The sequence below is a fragment of the Candidatus Culexmicrobium sp. genome (assembly GCF_058356305.1).
In genome coordinates this window covers 1-15,842 of record NZ_JBTVBB010000013.1, presented here as the reverse complement: position 1 = coordinate 15,842, position 15,842 = coordinate 1, and the positions used below count along the sequence as shown (strand labels likewise).

Annotated in this window: 17 protein-coding genes, 4 tRNA genes and 1 pseudogene; 11 read left to right on the top strand and 11 right to left on the bottom strand. The window is 37.5% G+C overall.

What is annotated here, in order from left to right; genetic code table 11:
* Window positions 1-162: 162 nt before the first annotated feature.
* Window positions 163-351, bottom strand: coding sequence for a hypothetical protein (locus ACW8TM_RS03535; protein ID WP_491531899.1), 189 nt, complete (start codon window positions 349-351; stop codon window positions 163-165).
* A 140-nt stretch (window positions 352-491) separates the two neighbouring features.
* Between ACW8TM_RS03535 and ACW8TM_RS03530 the strand changes: the two genes are divergently transcribed.
* A complete protein-coding gene (locus ACW8TM_RS03530; protein ID WP_491531898.1) occupies window positions 492-731 on the top strand; it encodes an AbrB/MazE/SpoVT family DNA-binding domain-containing protein in 240 nt (79 codons plus the stop codon).
* A 19-nt stretch (window positions 732-750) separates the two neighbouring features.
* Here the strand turns inward: ACW8TM_RS03530 and ACW8TM_RS03525 are convergent, their stop codons facing one another.
* The gene (locus tag ACW8TM_RS03525) at window positions 751-1,767 is read right to left on the bottom strand and encodes an IS200/IS605 family accessory protein TnpB-related protein (RefSeq protein ID WP_491531897.1); all 1,017 of its coding nucleotides are present in this window, start codon (window positions 1,765-1,767) and stop codon (window positions 751-753) included.
* Window positions 1,752-1,910, bottom strand: coding sequence for an AbrB/MazE/SpoVT family DNA-binding domain-containing protein (locus ACW8TM_RS03520; protein ID WP_491531896.1), 159 nt, complete (start codon window positions 1,908-1,910; stop codon window positions 1,752-1,754). The genes ACW8TM_RS03525 and ACW8TM_RS03520 overlap by 16 nt, the downstream gene beginning before the upstream one ends.
* A gap of 258 nt (window positions 1,911-2,168) precedes the next feature.
* Here ACW8TM_RS03520 and ACW8TM_RS03515 point away from each other — a divergent pair, with 258 nt between their 5' ends.
* From ACW8TM_RS03515 to ACW8TM_RS03500, 4 genes are all read left to right on the top strand, one after another.
* The gene (locus ACW8TM_RS03515; RefSeq protein WP_491531895.1) at window positions 2,169-2,597 is read left to right on the top strand and encodes a type II toxin-antitoxin system VapC family toxin; all 429 of its coding nucleotides are present in this window, start codon (window positions 2,169-2,171) and stop codon (window positions 2,595-2,597) included.
* A 73-nt stretch (window positions 2,598-2,670) separates the two neighbouring features.
* Window positions 2,671-3,696 (top strand): metallophosphoesterase family protein, encoded by a 1,026-nt coding sequence (locus tag ACW8TM_RS03510; protein WP_491531894.1) that lies wholly within the window; start codon window positions 2,671-2,673, stop codon window positions 3,694-3,696.
* 6 nt (window positions 3,697-3,702) lie between these two features.
* Window positions 3,703-5,118 (top strand): hypothetical protein, encoded by a 1,416-nt coding sequence (locus tag ACW8TM_RS03505; protein WP_491531893.1) that lies wholly within the window; start codon window positions 3,703-3,705, stop codon window positions 5,116-5,118.
* 30 nt (window positions 5,119-5,148) lie between these two features.
* On the top strand, window positions 5,149-5,415 hold the full coding sequence (locus tag ACW8TM_RS03500; RefSeq protein ID WP_491531892.1) for a hypothetical protein: 267 nt from the start codon (window positions 5,149-5,151) through the stop codon (window positions 5,413-5,415).
* 75 nt (window positions 5,416-5,490) lie between these two features.
* On the opposite strand, the gene ACW8TM_RS03495 is transcribed toward ACW8TM_RS03500, so the two are convergent.
* Window positions 5,491-5,658 carry a hypothetical protein gene (locus ACW8TM_RS03495; RefSeq protein ID WP_491531891.1) on the bottom strand — a complete coding sequence of 56 codons (168 nt, stop codon included), beginning with the start codon at window positions 5,656-5,658 and terminating at the stop codon, window positions 5,491-5,493.
* A 254-nt stretch (window positions 5,659-5,912) separates the two neighbouring features.
* On the opposite strand from ACW8TM_RS03495, the gene ACW8TM_RS03490 reads away from it, so the two are divergent.
* The gene (locus ACW8TM_RS03490) at window positions 5,913-6,179 is read left to right on the top strand and encodes a metal-sensing transcriptional repressor (RefSeq protein WP_491531890.1); all 267 of its coding nucleotides are present in this window, start codon (window positions 5,913-5,915) and stop codon (window positions 6,177-6,179) included.
* Between the two features lie 43 nt (window positions 6,180-6,222).
* Complete coding sequence (locus ACW8TM_RS03485) at window positions 6,223-8,061, top strand: heavy metal translocating P-type ATPase (RefSeq protein WP_491531889.1); 1,839 nt, start codon at window positions 6,223-6,225, stop codon at window positions 8,059-8,061.
* Window positions 8,062-8,243: 182 nt separating this feature from the next.
* Here the strand turns inward: ACW8TM_RS03485 and ACW8TM_RS03480 are convergent, their stop codons facing one another.
* The 5 genes from ACW8TM_RS03480 to ACW8TM_RS03460 all read right to left on the bottom strand — a co-directional run bounded on the left by ACW8TM_RS03480 (window position 8,244) and on the right by ACW8TM_RS03460 (window position 10,668).
* Entirely contained in the window at window positions 8,244-8,537 is a 294-nt protein-coding gene (locus ACW8TM_RS03480) for a hypothetical protein (protein WP_491531888.1), read from the bottom strand.
* 343 nt (window positions 8,538-8,880) lie between these two features.
* Window positions 8,881-9,018 (bottom strand) — tRNA-Leu (locus tag ACW8TM_RS03475).
* A gap of 76 nt (window positions 9,019-9,094) precedes the next feature.
* A tRNA-Arg gene (locus ACW8TM_RS03470) sits at window positions 9,095-9,184 on the bottom strand.
* Window positions 9,185-9,224: 40 nt separating this feature from the next.
* On the bottom strand, window positions 9,225-10,463 hold the full coding sequence (locus ACW8TM_RS03465) for a bifunctional 5,6,7,8-tetrahydromethanopterin hydro-lyase/3-hexulose-6-phosphate synthase (protein WP_491531887.1): 1,239 nt from the start codon (window positions 10,461-10,463) through the stop codon (window positions 9,225-9,227).
* 73 nt (window positions 10,464-10,536) lie between these two features.
* Window positions 10,537-10,668 (bottom strand) — tRNA-Tyr (locus tag ACW8TM_RS03460).
* Window positions 10,669-10,779: 111 nt separating this feature from the next.
* On the opposite strand from ACW8TM_RS03460, the gene ACW8TM_RS03455 reads away from it, so the two are divergent.
* The 3 genes from ACW8TM_RS03455 to ACW8TM_RS03445 all read left to right on the top strand — a co-directional run bounded on the left by ACW8TM_RS03455 (window position 10,780) and on the right by ACW8TM_RS03445 (window position 14,463).
* Window positions 10,780-12,147, top strand: coding sequence for an acetate--CoA ligase family protein (locus ACW8TM_RS03455; protein WP_491531886.1), 1,368 nt, complete (start codon window positions 10,780-10,782; stop codon window positions 12,145-12,147).
* Between the two features lie 67 nt (window positions 12,148-12,214).
* Complete coding sequence (locus ACW8TM_RS03450; protein ID WP_491531885.1) at window positions 12,215-14,191, top strand: sodium-translocating pyrophosphatase; 1,977 nt, start codon at window positions 12,215-12,217, stop codon at window positions 14,189-14,191.
* Between the two features lie 50 nt (window positions 14,192-14,241).
* On the top strand, window positions 14,242-14,463 hold the full coding sequence (locus ACW8TM_RS03445; RefSeq protein ID WP_491531884.1) for a hypothetical protein: 222 nt from the start codon (window positions 14,242-14,244) through the stop codon (window positions 14,461-14,463).
* On the opposite strand, the gene ACW8TM_RS03440 is transcribed toward ACW8TM_RS03445, so the two are convergent.
* Window positions 14,442-14,518: transfer RNA gene (locus ACW8TM_RS03440), tRNA-Lys, on the bottom strand. The genes ACW8TM_RS03445 and ACW8TM_RS03440 overlap by 22 nt on opposite strands.
* A 120-nt stretch (window positions 14,519-14,638) precedes the next feature.
* Here ACW8TM_RS03440 and ACW8TM_RS03435 point away from each other — a divergent pair.
* Window positions 14,639-15,370 (top strand): creatininase family protein, encoded by a 732-nt coding sequence (locus ACW8TM_RS03435; RefSeq protein ID WP_491531883.1) that lies wholly within the window; start codon window positions 14,639-14,641, stop codon window positions 15,368-15,370.
* Window positions 15,371-15,425: 55 nt separating this feature from the next.
* On the opposite strand, the pseudogene ACW8TM_RS03430 reads toward ACW8TM_RS03435, so the two are convergent.
* Window positions 15,426-15,842, bottom strand: a pseudogene (locus tag ACW8TM_RS03430) (amidohydrolase); the annotation flags it as partial.

The following is a 15,842-nucleotide window of genomic DNA, read 5'->3' as shown; positions in this document are numbered from 1 at the left end:
AACCTTCTCTCTAATATTCATGTTTAAGGCATCCATCTTGTAAAACTTGCAGTTTTCAACTCCAATTAACCTTGAGATCTCCTCGGCTTCCCATGCCTCAATGAGATCAATTTCTAAGATCTCAACTTCGGGATATTTAAGTTCATTTTGTATTGAAAACCATTAGTCGCCGCAACCTGCATCTAACACTCTGTCGCCTGGTTTTAGTTCAAGCATTTCTGATACAGCTATCCTAAATCCATTCATCCACGTATATTCCCAAGCCTTATCAGCTACATAAATAGCAAACTTTGTGTTTTCTAGTTTTTCCTTATGCTTCTTCCAATAGCTTGAATTATTTCCACATCTCATAGTATAGCCACTTTATTGACATTTAAAATTTTCCAGTATATTTACTTTCTCAGCTTCTCCCAATAATACACGCAGAATCACAATGCGACAGGAGTGAACTTTAAATATTTTCTTAACTTGTTATGGGTTGGGGAATGGGAATGGGAGAAAAAGTAAAAATAGATGAAAGATGGAGAATAGTAATTCCATCTAAATTTAGGAAAGGATTAAAACCAAAAGATGAATTAATTGTAGAGAAAAGAGGGTCTGAAATAATTCTTAGAAGAGCTTCAAAGGAGGATATCTTGAAAAAGTTCAGGGAAGTAAGGCTTCTCGTTGATGAGGAATTTAGAACTCTTGGGGCTGAAGCTGGTAAGCACAGATATGGGGCAGTAACATAATGTGATACTTTCGGAACGTTTACATGCTTTTGTTGCATTTCCTCAATCCTCTTAACGCTATTATATATGCTGATGCTGTATGTATATCTAGACCTAGATCTTGAGTTATTATCCTAGCACTCACTGATGAATATGCTGGATTAACTCTGATCAAGACACCACCGACTTTAGGTACTAACACCTCCATCTGCTGAATGAGCTTCCTCAAAGCCATTTTGGATATCTTCCTTTTAGTTGACCTAGTACCTTTGGGTTTAGGTTTAGATAAATTCTCAATAACATAATGCTTCACTCCATGTTCTCTAGCATATTTCACTAGTTTAGATGTTGCCTCTTGCCTTATAGTTCTAGCTTTCTCCTCCGGAAAACCATGTGATGTTGTCTCTGGGAAATATTCATTCCTGATGTCCCTAATAATTCCCCTTTGGTCTATGATTACCATACATATTCTATCTGGGTTGAAGTCGAAACCTGCAATATAACTGATGACTTTAGCTTTGCTCCCCTTCTTCATATACCTAGTGTACAGTTCAAGTGGGATGTTTATGTGTAGCTTAAACACACCATTTACTAGATGAACGCCAGCACTATATGGTGTGTTAGTGTTGACCAACTCCTCTACTATTGGAATGTGTTTCTTGCTAAACCTAACGTTGCACGTAATCCATCTATGCCTTCCACTAGCCGATGGAATCTTTATTTTAACTATATCTGTTGAAACAAACTTTATATTCCTATTACCTCCCTCATCCCTACTCCCTACCGAGAATAGCTGTGGTTTCTTCAATTTAAGGTATGGTTGCTCTCTGTACACTCTAGCTCTTTTGTATGCAGAGTATGAATACCACTTATTGTTCATTATCCTAGATGTGATCAATTTAACTATATCATTTTCCTTAAGACCCTTCATCATTAGTGAGTGAGCATATTCTACAGCATCCTTGAAATTCCTCATGGTATAGAGTAGGAGTGCCTTATCTTCTAAAGAATCAAACAGTAGTTTCCCTTTTATCGTAGCTCTTACCTTCTCCTCCACTTCTCAACCACCATCCTTTGTCTCTCCTCATCATAGTAGACAATGAGCTTATCACCTTCCTTCAAACCCATCTTCTCAGCAATCTCCTTCGGTATGGTCATCCTCATCTTAGGGAGAACCCTATATACACCTATTAGCTCCATAGTATCCCCAAAAACACTTATATACCCCTTAGTATATAAACTTAGTGGAAATACGACTCCGATGAAGAGGGCGAGGAGGATGAGCCTACATGAATCCACTTTCGATGAAGGGAGTGGGGAACCAGTGCGGACAGTAGTGCCCTCAGAGACCCCCCGCTCCCGTAGTCGGGGGTGGAGGATGAACACCCGTGATGAAGACTCCGCTACAAAAGAAACGAATATAACAAAAGTAGCGGAGAAACAGAACGGTTATAAGGAGTGAGAATAATAGACGCAGACATTCTTTCCTATGCCTTAATAGACAATCACATAGCAAATTCCTATACAAAACCCATAGTTGAAAGGGGAATCAAAGGCGAAATGGAATTATACGTGACAACTACAACACTCCTAGAAACATACAACACCCTATACTGGCACTATAAAATAAAGCCTAGAATAAATGTGGCGCGAAAAATATGGCTAGTAGCAGAAGGATTAAAGCTTATACCACCCTCAAATAGGGGATTTAGAATAAGTGTTGATGAGAATATTCCGCTTGGAGACGCTTTACTCTTAGCCACCGCCCTAGAAAACAAGCTTCCTATAATCATATCAAACGACAAACATATCAGGAAACTAGCTAAAAAATATGGATTAATATATGAAAACCCAATACCCCTAAAAACAAGATCACAAATAATATAAAACCTAATCAGAAGCCTAGTAGACTTTTATTTCTTCAATATCAATATGTTCATCAGACACTTATGCTGATGAGTTGTATTCAAATAATGTTAATAATTTACTGGTCATCGGTGCTACTAGCCCTCAAGCTTTAGATTTTATAAGTCAAGCGTCTATGAAGATTGATAATTTGAGTATTGCTGGTTTAAGTTGGTATTTGGATGCTAGAAACCTCAAAATTTATTGTGATGATGGTAAAGTTAGTCTTTCTAATGAATACCTTAGATGTAACTGTCAGTCCTGTAGGTTTATGTCATCCAGCAGGTTACTTGAAGATGAAAAGCTTAGGGCTAAGCATAACTTGAATTATTTGTTAATGAAGCTTAATGATGAACAATTACCTTCATATGAATTATATGATTTAATCATTGAGGATGACGATGTAGTGGTTATTGTATCTGATATTCATATTTGGACTCCGCAGTCATTACTGGAGGATTTAGTAAGCTTCTTAGAAAACGAGAGGCCTAGCCACCTAGTATTGTTGGGTGATGTTTTTGATTTTAGATGGGAAATTCCTTCACTTCATAACCTTGTGACCTTTTTCGGTTCAATTAAAATAGTTAAACCATACATCTTCATGGTTAAGGGCTGTAGTGATTGTGAAGATAGCAATCTAGTAAGAGTGCTAAATAAGTTATCTCTAAAGAACATGGCTTATCCAATGATATATAAGCTGTCTGAGAATGGGAGAGAGCTTCTTCTAAAAGAGAATATACTTGATTTAATTCGGCTATACGGAGCTACGAGGGATGAGTTAACCATAAAGAAGCAAGATGGAGAAATTGTTCATTTAATACATGGACATAAATTAGTTGAAAATCCAAAGGAGAATCTTGAGATAATCAAGCAATTAATGAAGGATTATAAATCGAGAATAGAAGCAGACTGGTTAATTATAGGTCATACTCATAGAGCTTTCATAGATTATGAAGAGGGATTAGCGTCACCTGGACGTTGGCAGATTCCTCCACCACATTTAAAAGGAGTTGTAAAACTTCATGACGTTAAACGCTTCATAGTAATTGATGGTCAGGGAAATATAACTCTAAAACCGTGATGAGTGATGGGGCAATATAAACTATCGCAAAGAAGAGTGATGGACATAATCAGACAGAAGGAGAGACTTGAAGAATTAGAAGCAAAAATAATGAAAGAACTAAAAAATAAACAAGAAATAAGTATTGAAGAGATAAGAGAGAAACTAAAGATATCAAGACAGATATCCAACATAAAACTAACTAAAATTGTTAGAAGATTAAAACCCAACATTAAAATAAAAGACAAATACTATCACTGGTATGATGAGCCGCCAACAGCAAAACTGAAAATAAAAACACATCTACTAAGAATATTATTTGATGAACTTATCAAATTACATAAAGCAGAAAACTATTATGACTTAATGGTTAAAAAGCTAAGTCTACCAAAAGACCTAGCCAAAAGATATGTTAGATGGCTAAAAGAGCCAACAAGAACATTAGAAGTTCAAGCACTACAAAAATTTTGCCAAACACTTAGAGTAAATCTAAACAAACTAGAAGAACTAGAAATCTTAATAAGAAAATTCCCAATAAACCTAAACTCAAAAGCATTAATCAAACTAAAAACCCACATACTAAACGAAGGAACAATAAGAGAAAGAGGAAAAGCACACCACGAAGTAAAATACATAAACAAAGACCCAGTACTCCATCAATACTTCAGAAACCTAGTGAAACAAATAGGAGGAATATGCCACCAACCACCCAAATGGTCAAGAGACTCATACGTAACCTACGCGGATAAAACAACAGCAAGAGCACTAAACAAAGCAGGTATACCATATGGAAGAAAAACAATTACAAATCCATCAATAGACCTCAAAATACTATCCAATCCAGAACTACGCAAATACCATTTCCAAGCAACACTAACAGAAGAAGGAAGCAGCAGCCTATACATAGACAAGAAAGGAAGACTAGTAATGACAATATCGTGGGGGAGATCAATAGACATAACGGATAAACTATCGCCAGAAAATGTTGTTAGGATAAAAAGTCTAATACCACCTAAAAAGAGTGTTATACCAATAGGGAAAATTAATGATCCAGCTTTAAAAAGAATAATACGCAATAATCCACCAAAACTATTAGAACAAGAAGTCCGTATATTAAATATAGTTCATAAAGATGAGTTAAGTAAACCATTCACTTTAAAACCCACATCTATAAGGCTGAGCAAAAAAGAAAGAATAACGGTTGCTTGGAGATGCACTACAAGTAGAGCTGAAGCAATAGAGCTATTATACAGAGAATATGGAATGTTACCTGGAACATGGCATACAATTAGACTCCAAAAACATTATGAACTTTATGTAAAATTTCGAGGTAGAGCACTTTCAGAGCGAGAAATTGAAACAATAAGGAATATAATGAAACAATATCCGCCTGAAATACCTAAAAGCTGGATTAAGGAAGAGATGGAAGAGCTCTTTAAATAATAATTATTAAAATATACAGGGTGGGCAATTATGATGAATAAGGAAGAAATCAAAAAACTAATAGACGAGGTCTTTAATCACTATGATAAAGACTTTTTAACGGAACATGAATTCATAAGCTACTTTCAAAATAAAGGGTTAAATGAAAATGAAATAGAAAACCTTTGGTCAACTGCAGAAAAATACGACTTAATAGACATCTCAATCCTTCCAATATCAAAACCAGAAAAACCACTAGAAATAACCAAAAGAATCCTCATCTTCGAGAAGAAACAAAGACTAAGAAAAATAGCATAATTCTTCAAGAATGAAATAAATTATTTCTTCTTACTGGTGATTTCTTATACATGAATAAAGAGGTCAAGGTAGCTTCTAAGTAAAATTCACCAACAAAATAAAGGGACAAATTGAAGAAAATGAAATTAAAAAATCAAAGAAGTCTTTTTTACGTACAACTTTCCTCACCACTCTTCTCATAACATCACTGATTGCATCCTTTACTTCCTTTCTTAGTAGCTCCTCTACTTCTAATAGATACATTAACCACTTTATGTATGAATGAGAAATCGTAAAGCTTTTTAAATTATTATGAACATGTTTAAAAACCAGATTATCTTAAGGAGTAAGCTACTAATCCTTATGTAGAGACATTGATGTTATACAACAGCCTCCACCATCTTACACTTCACAAATATCTCTCCTAGCATGTAATAAAAGCATATGTATAATAAATTATGCAAAATCGAAACCTTTTTATAACAGAGAGAATATCCCCTCCCCTGGGAGGGGATATAGTGAGTGTACATAAGAAACACGAGGATGTAATCAAGCAGTTAGCTCGAATTGAAGGACATGTGCGTGGAGTAAAACGGATGGTGGAAGAGGAAAGAGGCTGCCCAGAGATTCTTCTTCAGCTTGCTGCAATTCGTGCTGCGTTAAACAAAACTGCCCGAATGATCCTTGAAGACCATATAGAAACTTGTATTTTAAAGGCAATAAAGGAAGGTGTTGGTGAAAGTGCTATAGCTGAATTAAAAGAAGCTATTGCCAGATTTCTGTAATGTGATGAAAGTTCTAAGAATAGTGTAATTGAGGGAGAAATTGATGAAACTTCAAAGAATTTTTATCCTCTTCCTCGCCTTAATTATGAGTGCTGTAAGTTGGATTAGTCTTAACCTCAGCTTACTTCCAAAGCATATAACTGATGGATTAGCCCTAGTTGCAGCAATCATTATTGGCTTTCCTATTATTTTGGATGCATTTAAAGCAATTCTCTCTAAAAATTTTAATGTTGATTTCCTCGTAAGTATGGCCATTGTTGCCTCGATCCTTATTAAGGAGTATATAGCTGCTGCAATTGTTGCCATCATGTTAACTGGAGGTGAAATGCTCGAAGACTATATTTCAGGAAAAACTGTAACAGCCATCGAAAAATTAATTGAAGACACTCCCAAGAAGGCGAGAGTGCGTCGAAAGGGAAAGGAAATCGAAATTCCCGTTGAAGAGATACGTCTAGGAGACATTGTGATTGTAAAACCTGGAGAGAAAATACCAGTAGATGGTGTGGTTATAAGTGGAGTTGCAACAGTTAATCAAGCATCAATAACTGGTGAATCGATACCTGTAGAGAAAACTAAAGGTGACGAGGTTTTTAGCAACACCATCGTAGAGCTAGGTGCTTTAGAAATTAAAGTAACTAGGACCGGAGAAAATACAACCTTTGCTCGCATTATTAAACTTGTTAGGGAAGCTCAAGCCCGTAAAGCACCTCTTGAGAGAGTAGTTGATCGCTATGCACGATGGTTCACACCAATAATCCTAACACTAGCGATTTTGGTCTTCTTTGTAACTAGAGATGTAGTCAGAGCGATCTCAATTCTTGTTATTGCATGTCCGTGCGCCTTAACTATAGCTACTCCCACAGCTGTGATTGCAAGTATTGGAAATGCTGCTAAGAAAGGTATTTTAATAAGAGGAGGAGCCATTCTCGAAAAGACTGCCAAAGTCGATATGGTAGTTATGGACAAGACGGGAACACTAACAACCGGTGACCCTGAAGTTGTCACTATAAAAGGAGTTAATGGAAAAACAGAAAAGGAAGTCCTTCTTCTCGCGGCTATTGCAGAAAGGTATTCTGAACATCCATTAGCTAAAGCTGTGCTGAAAAAGGCAAATGAGTTAGGTATAAAGGTTGAAGATCCAGCCGAGTTTCACGTCATCCTTGGTCAAGGCGTGATAGCTAAGCATAACAGCCATGAAATTATAGTTGGAAATAGGAAGCTTTTGGAAAATAATGGAATTAAAATCGACAAAGCCATGGAGGATTACTTAAAAGCATTAGAGAAAGAAGGAAAAACAGCTCTTTTAATTGCTAAAGATCGAGAACTTGTTGGGATTATAGGTGTAGCTGATACATTGAGAGAAAATATTCCTGAAGCTATAGAAAAAATGAGAGAAAATGGCATTAAGAAAATTGTCATGCTTACAGGTGACACTTTACAAATTGCTCAGGGCATAGCAAAACAGGCAGGTATAAACGAAGTCAAGGCGGAATTACTTCCAGAAGACAAGGTTACCTATATTAAAAAGTTTCAAGCCACATATACAGTGGCTATGATTGGTGACGGGATTAACGACGCACCTGCACTGGCTGCAGCTGATATTGGAATAGCTATGGGTGCTGCTGGAACAGACATAGCTATAGAAACCGCTGGCATCATCTTGACAACAGACGAGATAGGAAAGGTTTCAGAGGCCATCCGCTTAAGTAAACGAACGTTAAGTGTGATAAAACAGAATATTCTTTTTGCTCTTGTAGTCAATATTCTGGGAATTGCTCTTTCAACGTTAGGAATAGTGAATCCAATCTTGGCAGCAATAGTTCATGAAAGCAATGCTTTATTGGTGGTTCTAAACTCAGTTCGCTTAATTAGAACAAAGTAACTGAATGATTTTTATCTTAGATAACTCTAAGATCGATGCCGAATATTTATGCGTTTGAGAAGTAATGAATTAGAAGAAACAAGACTATGAATGTGACTTACGTAGATTTGGTGTGGGGGTTGGGTTCAAACCTCGGTTTAAATCCTTGTTTTTCATGACCTTAGAGATGAACGCATATGCATTTAGCTTCGAACAAAGTTGTAAAAGGGCTTCAAGAGTTCAATGTCTTCGACTACGTCGTCAACGAGTTTACTACTATGAACGATTTCTTCTTCATAATGGTGTGGAAAGTATAATCTGAGTGCAGCTAATTTCAGTGATTTTAGGTATTTCAGTACGAAGTCCACTGATAAAACGTTCATATACTCACTTTGGAAAGTGCAAACATCTTCTCCTACAAATAGTCTTGACACGTGTGTCGATATTCTCTTCCAAACGGTTAAGGCTGCCCCTTCAATGGGGTTTAGAACGGTCAAAAACTTCTTTTTTCGTTTGCTAATGTTTTCTGTGACCCTTGCGCTGGTTTCTTCCCCTCTGCAATTACTCCTATTCGGAACTGATCACCATATATAGTCATATTAAAATGAGTACATTGAACCTTATTTTATCCTCTGAAAGGAACTCTCAAAATCCAGTTTTGCCAATGTCACGGTATTTCAGCTTATTTCTTAAATGATTGGGCAGTTTCTCATATACTTCATCTAATAACATTCTGAGTTTTCTTCTGACTATCATATGGTAACTAGTATCCTCTTCTGGCGTTCTCTGGAAATCGGGAAGATTTAAGGAAAAAGAGAATGCTGAAAGCTGGAAGGCACATGGTGCGGGGGGTGGGATTTGAACCCACGAAGGCCTTCGCCACGGGATTTTAGGCTTATCCAACCCGTGTTGGTCTTGGCCCCGTTTTCGGGTTGGATCTTAAGTCCCGCGCCTTTGTCCTGGCTCGGCAACCCCCGCTTCTAGTTTATTTTTGTTTTGGAGGGGATTTATTTTTGTTTTGTTGTGTTTGTGGTTAATCTTTTTATATTTGGTTTGGCGGGCCCGGAGGGATTTTCGGTTTTCTTTCGAACCCTCGACCACTGGCTCCGAAGGCCAGCGCTCTTTCCAGCTGAGCTACGGGCCCATTTTGTGTTGAGTTAAATTTTTATTTATATTTGTGTTGGTTAGATTTCCCCTATTTTTTCGTCTTCGTCTAGTACTAGTCTCATGGTGTCTGGGTCTGGTGGCATTTGGTCTAGGAATTGTTCTGCTGCTCTTCTCGGGTCTTTACTTCTTATTATATATCTTCCTACTACTATTATGTCTGCTCCGCTTTCAAGTGCTTTTCTGGCTGTTTGTGGTGTTATTCCTCCTGCTACTCCTACTAGGCATTTGAATTTTTCTTTTATCGCCATTATGTTTCCCCACTGGGTTTGCCATGGTTTCCCTGCTTCTGCTGCTGCTCTTTCTGCGTCTACGTTTCTGTGTAGTAGGACTATGTCTGGTTTATAGTATAGTTTTTCTAGTTTTTCTTCTGGGTTTATTACTTCCATCATGTCTAAGATTGAGTATATTCCCTGTTTTTGTGCTTCTAGTATTGCTTTTTCTATGGTTGCCTTTGATGATACCCCTAGTATGCATACTGCGTCTGCTGTTGCATCTGCTGCTTCTTTTACTTCTATTCTTCCTACATCCATTGTTTTTAGGTCTGCTATTATGAATGCTTCTGGTCTTATTTCTCTTATTTTTTCTATGACTTTTACTCCATGTGCTTTTATTAGTGGTGTTCCTGCCTCTAGTATTAATCTTTCTCTTTTTGGTAGTTGTTTTACTATTTCTAGTATTTTATCTATTTTATCTATGTCTAGTGCTACTTGTAGGTATGGTGGATTCCATAGTCTCTGTACTTTGAATCCCATTATTGGATGTGTTGCTCTATCCTTCTCTCTTAGTATTTTGCTTATGCTTGGATATCTCTTTAATGCTCTTCTTATAGCTAGTTTTGTTGCCCCATAGTTGAATTGGTATATCTTCCTGTAGTTTTTTGCTTTTGGATGAATGAAGACGGATGCTATTATTATCCATTCTTCACATTTTTCTATTGGAATTATTCCTTCTTCAACTGCATCTGCAACTGCCTTTGCCACTGCTGTTTGGGCTGGACCAAATATTTTGTTTGCATCTTCTAGATTTCTAATTGTTACTTTAGGTATTACTATTGTGCTTGGTTTTACTGGTAGGTTTGGCCTTATTACTGCTAATAGTGGTGTATGGCCTGCTGAGAGTTGTGATAATGCATTTGCGAAGGCTATTCCAGCTGGACCTGATTTACTGCCTATTATTAAGTCTACATGTGCTACTTCTGCCCCTGAGCCTATTAATGCTTCTCCAACATAGAATTCAAAATTATTTTTTTTCTTCAATTATATCCCCAACATCAGTTATAGCTTGATGGTGTATTAAATAATTATCTAAGATTTATAGTTGATGTTGAGTTGGTCCCGCCGGCCGGATTTGAACCGGCGACCCCCCGGTTTCTACGGCTGACGCATGTTCATTCAGGGCTTGATGCCCAGTTACATGCGCGCAGGGCTACAGCCGGGTGCTCTACCACTAAGCTACGGCGGGTCTATCGTCTTTAATTATACTTTTATGCTTTAAATTTTTCTCGTTTCAATAAGTATTGTTAGAGTAAAATTATTTTATTTTTCTCTAATATATGTCGATGGTGATGGGTGGATGAGCTTAAATGTATTCTTTGAGGCTAAAAGTATTGCTGTTATTGGTGCTTCTAGGGAGCCTGGTAAGATTGGACATGAAATTTTGAGGAGTCTTATTGATAGTGGCTTTGGGGGGGAGATTTATCCTGTTAATCCAAAGTACTCTGAAATTCTAGGCTTGAAGTGTTTTGATAGTGTTCTCAGTATTCCTGGTGATGTTGAGTTGGCTGTTATTGCAATTCCAGCTAGAATTATCCCTAAAGTTGTTGAGCAGTGTGGTTTGAAGGGTGTTAAGGGTGTAGTTGTTATTTCTGGTGGTTTTAGTGAGTCTGGTGGTTTAGGTGTTAAACTTCAAAGTGAACTTGTTTCAGTTGCTAGGCGGTATGGTATTAGAGTTATTGGTCCAAATTGTATTGGTATTTTCAATCCATATACACGTATAGACACTTTCTTCCAATCTTATGAGCGTATGCTTCGTCCTTCTAAGGGTAATGTTGCATTTTTAACTCAGAGTGGAACTTATGGATGTACTATTTTAGAGTGGATGGCTATGGATGGTATTGGTTTAAGTAAATTTGTTAGTTATGGGAATATGTGTGATGTTGATGAGGCTGAATTGCTAAGTTTTCTTGGTGGTGATGATAAAACTAGAGTTATAGCTTTCTATATGGAGAGTGTTAAGAGTGGTAGGAGATTTATTGATGTGGCTGCTAGAGTTTCAAAGTTTAAGCCAGTAATTGTTTTGAAGGCTGGTAGAACTGAGATTGGTTGTAGGGCTGTTATGTCTCATACGGGTAATCTTGCTGGTAGATATGAGGTTGTTAGAGCTGCCTTTAGGAAGGCTGGTATAATTCAAGTTCAAGATGTTGAAGAACTATTTGATACCATTAAAATTTTTTCTTTTTGCCCTCCACTTAGAGGTGATGGGTTGGCTATGGTTACTAATGGTGCTGGGCCTTGTGTTATGGCTTCAGATATTGCAAGTGAATTGGGTGTTAAGCTCTCTCAGTATAGTAGTAAGACGAGGGAGAAATTGAGGGAAAGTCTTCCTTCTTATGCTTTAATTGGTAATCCAGTTGATTTGACGGGTAGTGCTACTTTGAAGGATTATATGACGGCTAGTAGAATTTTACTTGAAGATTCAAATGTAAATATTTTGGCTCTCTTCTTCGTCTTTCAAGACACTCCACTCGAGGATGAAGTGGTATATGAGATTCCTAAGTTGAGGGAGTATGGTAAACCTATAGTTGCATTGGCTTCTGGGGGTCCATATTCTATTAGGCAAGCTAGAAAACTTCAGCAGAGAGGCATTCCAGTGTTTTCTACTCCTGAGAGGTTGATTCGTGCAGTTAAAAACTTCATGACTTATTACTTGAAATTCAAGTAGAATTCTAGGGAAATTATTTAAGTTGAAATAAATGTATTCTGCCTATAGAGAATTGGAGGGATGATGGGTGGATTCAACAATAATCGCGGCCCTTTCAGCTATTATATCCATCCTATTTGCAATTTTCCTTCAATTATATGTGAATAAACAGGAAGAAGGTACTTCTAAGATGAAGGAGGTTGCAGAGGCTATTAGGGAGGGTGCAGAAGCATATTTGAAGAGACAGTATAAGACTTTAGCTTTCTTCGTAGTGGTTGTGGCAGTGTTATTGGCAATTTCACTTAATCCTCATATTGGATTGACTTATATTATTGGTGCTATTTGTTCAGGTTTAGCAGGCTTTCTAGGTATGAGTGCTGCACTGAAGGCTAATGTTAGAACAGCTAATGCTGCTAGGTCTGGTTTGGATAGGGCTTTTAAAATAGCTTTTAGTGGTGGAGCTGTGATGGGTCTTGCAGTTGTAGGATTAGCTCTGCTTGGAATAAGCATATTATATCACGTCTATCAAAATCTTGATATAGTGTTGGGATTTAGTTTTGGTGCAAGTGCAGTGGCATTGTTTGCTAAGGCTGGTGGTGGAATATTTACTAAGACTGCTGATATTGGCGCTGACTTAGTAGGTAAGGTTGAAATTGGAATTCCAGAGGATGATCCTAGAAATCCAGCTGTAATTGCTGATAATGTTGGTGATAATGTTGGTGATGTTGCTGGGATGGGTGCTGATCTATATGACTCATATGTTGGAAGTGTTGTTGCAGCAATGATTTTGGGGGCTGCATATTATGGTCAGCCTGGAATTATGCTTCCACTATTGTTTGCTGCTGCTGGAATTATTGCATCTGTACTTGGAGCAATTTTTGTAAGATTTGTTAGGGTTAGAAATCCTGGTTTAGCATTGAATTTAGGGACTTTTGTTACATGTATTATTTTCGGAGTATTTGCATATTTTGCTACGATATACTTGAATTTCAGTGTAAATATTTTCTATGCAACTATGGTTGGATTGATTGCTGGAGTAATTATTGGAGTTACAACTGATTATTACACTGCTATTGATCGAAAGCCAGTTTTAAAGATTGCTGAGATGTCTAAGACTGGGGCGGCATTAAACATTTTAACTGGGTTTTCCTATGGTTTGTTGAGCATTGCTCCTCCACTCCTTGGAATTTGTGCTGCAACTATTGCTGCATGGCATTTAGCTGGGCTTTATGGTATTGGTGTAGCTGCACTTGGAATGCTTTCTATAACTGGTATGATAGTTTCTGCTGATGCATATGGACCAATAGTTGATAATGCTAAGGGTATTGCTGAACAAGCACATTTAGGTGACCATGTAATTGAGATTACTGATGTTCTTGATGCTGTGGGGAATACTGCTAAGGCTGTGACTAAGGGATTTGCCATTGGAGCTGCCGCATTAACTGTTTTAGCATTATTTTCTGCATATGCTGAGCTAGTTGACCTTAAAATGTTAGATTTAATGGATCCATATGTAGTGGTTGGCTTATTTCTAGGTGCATTAATGCCCCCGCTATTTTCTGCATTGACTATCCTTGGTGTTGGAAAGAATGCTTTTAGAATGATTGAAGAAATTAGACGTCAATTTAGAGAGATTCCAGGACTTTTAGAGGGAACTGCTAAGCCTGATTATGCTCGATGTGTTGATATTGCAACTAAAGGTGCATTGGCGGAATTATTGCCACCAGGAATACTTTCAATTGTAACTCCATTACTTGTAGGCTTTATTTTAGGAAAAGATGCACTTGGAGGTTTCTTGGCTGGAAGTATTGTTACTGGAGTTATATTAGCAATATTGATGGCTAATGCTGGTGGAGCCTGGGATAATGCTAAGAAATATATTGAGGCTGGACATTTTGGTGGTTCAGGTTCAGATGCACATAAGGCTGCTGTTGTTGGCGATACTGTTGGTGATCCATTTAAGGATACTGCTGGCCCATCATTAAACACGCTTATAACAGTGATGTCACTTGTAGCTTCAGTGTGTGCACCATTGATTGTTAAGTATGCCTTATTTGGATGGTAAGTATTGGTAAACTTTATTTTTATTTAACTTTAATTTTAATGTGGGAAGATATGTCGGATAGGTCTGAAGAAAATCTATTTAGATTAGGCTTAATATTATTACTCTTTGGTGGTTTTATTTTGTTATCTTCAAATTTAATTGAATTGAGATTGTGGCAAACCTTCACCTTTATGCTTGGCTTAATTTGCTTAATTTTAGGTTTAATAGTTGGTTTATTATCGATTCTTCCCCGTAAGGAGGCTAAGATAAGTGGCGGGCCCGGCGGGATTTGAACCCGCGACCAACGGGTTAAGAGCCCGCTGCTCTACCTGGCTGAGCTACGGGCCCAAACTCTAATGGATATTAGACTGACTGGTTTATAATTTTTTGCTATCAGTAGGTTATGTTGCTTTAAGGCTGAGCTTAACTGTTATATTAATTTGTATTTAATTATTTTTGGTGGTTTAGATGTTTTGGAAATTAGAGGAGTTGACTTGGGAGGAGGCTGGAAGAGTTCTCAAGGAGGCTGACTTTGTAATTCTTCCTACTGGAAGTCTAGAGCAGCATGGAAAGCATTTACCATTAAATGTTGATGGAATAAGAGCTAATTGTCTCGTTGATGAAGTTTTGAGAATGAGTGATAAGTATAAGTTGAAATTGGTTAAACTTCCTGTTTTGATTTATGGGTGCTCTGAGCATCACATGAATTTTCCAGGTACTATTACAATTAAACCTGAAAACTATATCTCCATAGTTTATGATATTGGAGTTAGTTTGCATAGACATGGTGTGAAAAGATTTGTTATAATGAATTTCCATGGAGGCAATCTTGCCCCGTTAAATGTTGCAGTTCAGAAGATTAGAGTTGATACTGGAATGAAAACTTATCTTTTACATTGGACTTCCTTTGCTAGAGACATTATTAATGCATGGACTGAGCCTGGATGGGGTCATGCATGTGAACATGAAACTAGCATAATACTACTATATAGACCTGAATTGGTTAGGAGGGATAGGATTATAAAGCCTGTCACTAAGCCTAGACCGCCAATTTCAAGTTTTAGATATTTTGATGAAATCACTAATACTGGTGGAATTGGAGATCCAACCAGGTCTTCAGCTGAATTTGCAAAGAAGCTGGTTGAGGAGGTTACTGATAGAATTCTTAAGGCCTTGAAGGAGACTTTAGAGATAGACTAGTTTCTTTCTTCCTCTTCAATTTATTTAAAATAGAAGTATGCAGTAGCTTACCTCACTATCTTTTCCAAATGTCTAGTGGTGGTTTTACTTCAAGTGGTATTGGTGGCTTATACTTTCTTCCTCTCAACCTCTCCTTATGCTCCTTTTTAGCCTTCTTTATTATTTCTGGTTTTGTTAGAAGGTCTAGTGCTGTTGCAGCCATCACCTTTGCTGCGAAGATTAACGATTTATGTCCTAGCCCTGATGCTGACTGGGCTACATTTTGCCATGAATGTCCAGGGGTGCCTAAAACCCATGCTGCAGTACTAAATTCAACTGTAGGCGTGATCCAGCTTACATCTGCTACATCTGTTGAGCCATGGCTTACTTCTCCTTCACCCCATGGATCTGGAATCTCATCATCAATAAGCTTGTCAACTAATCTTTCCCATCCAGGCCGCTTAGACTTCTGTAGCTGTCTAATCTTCTGTTC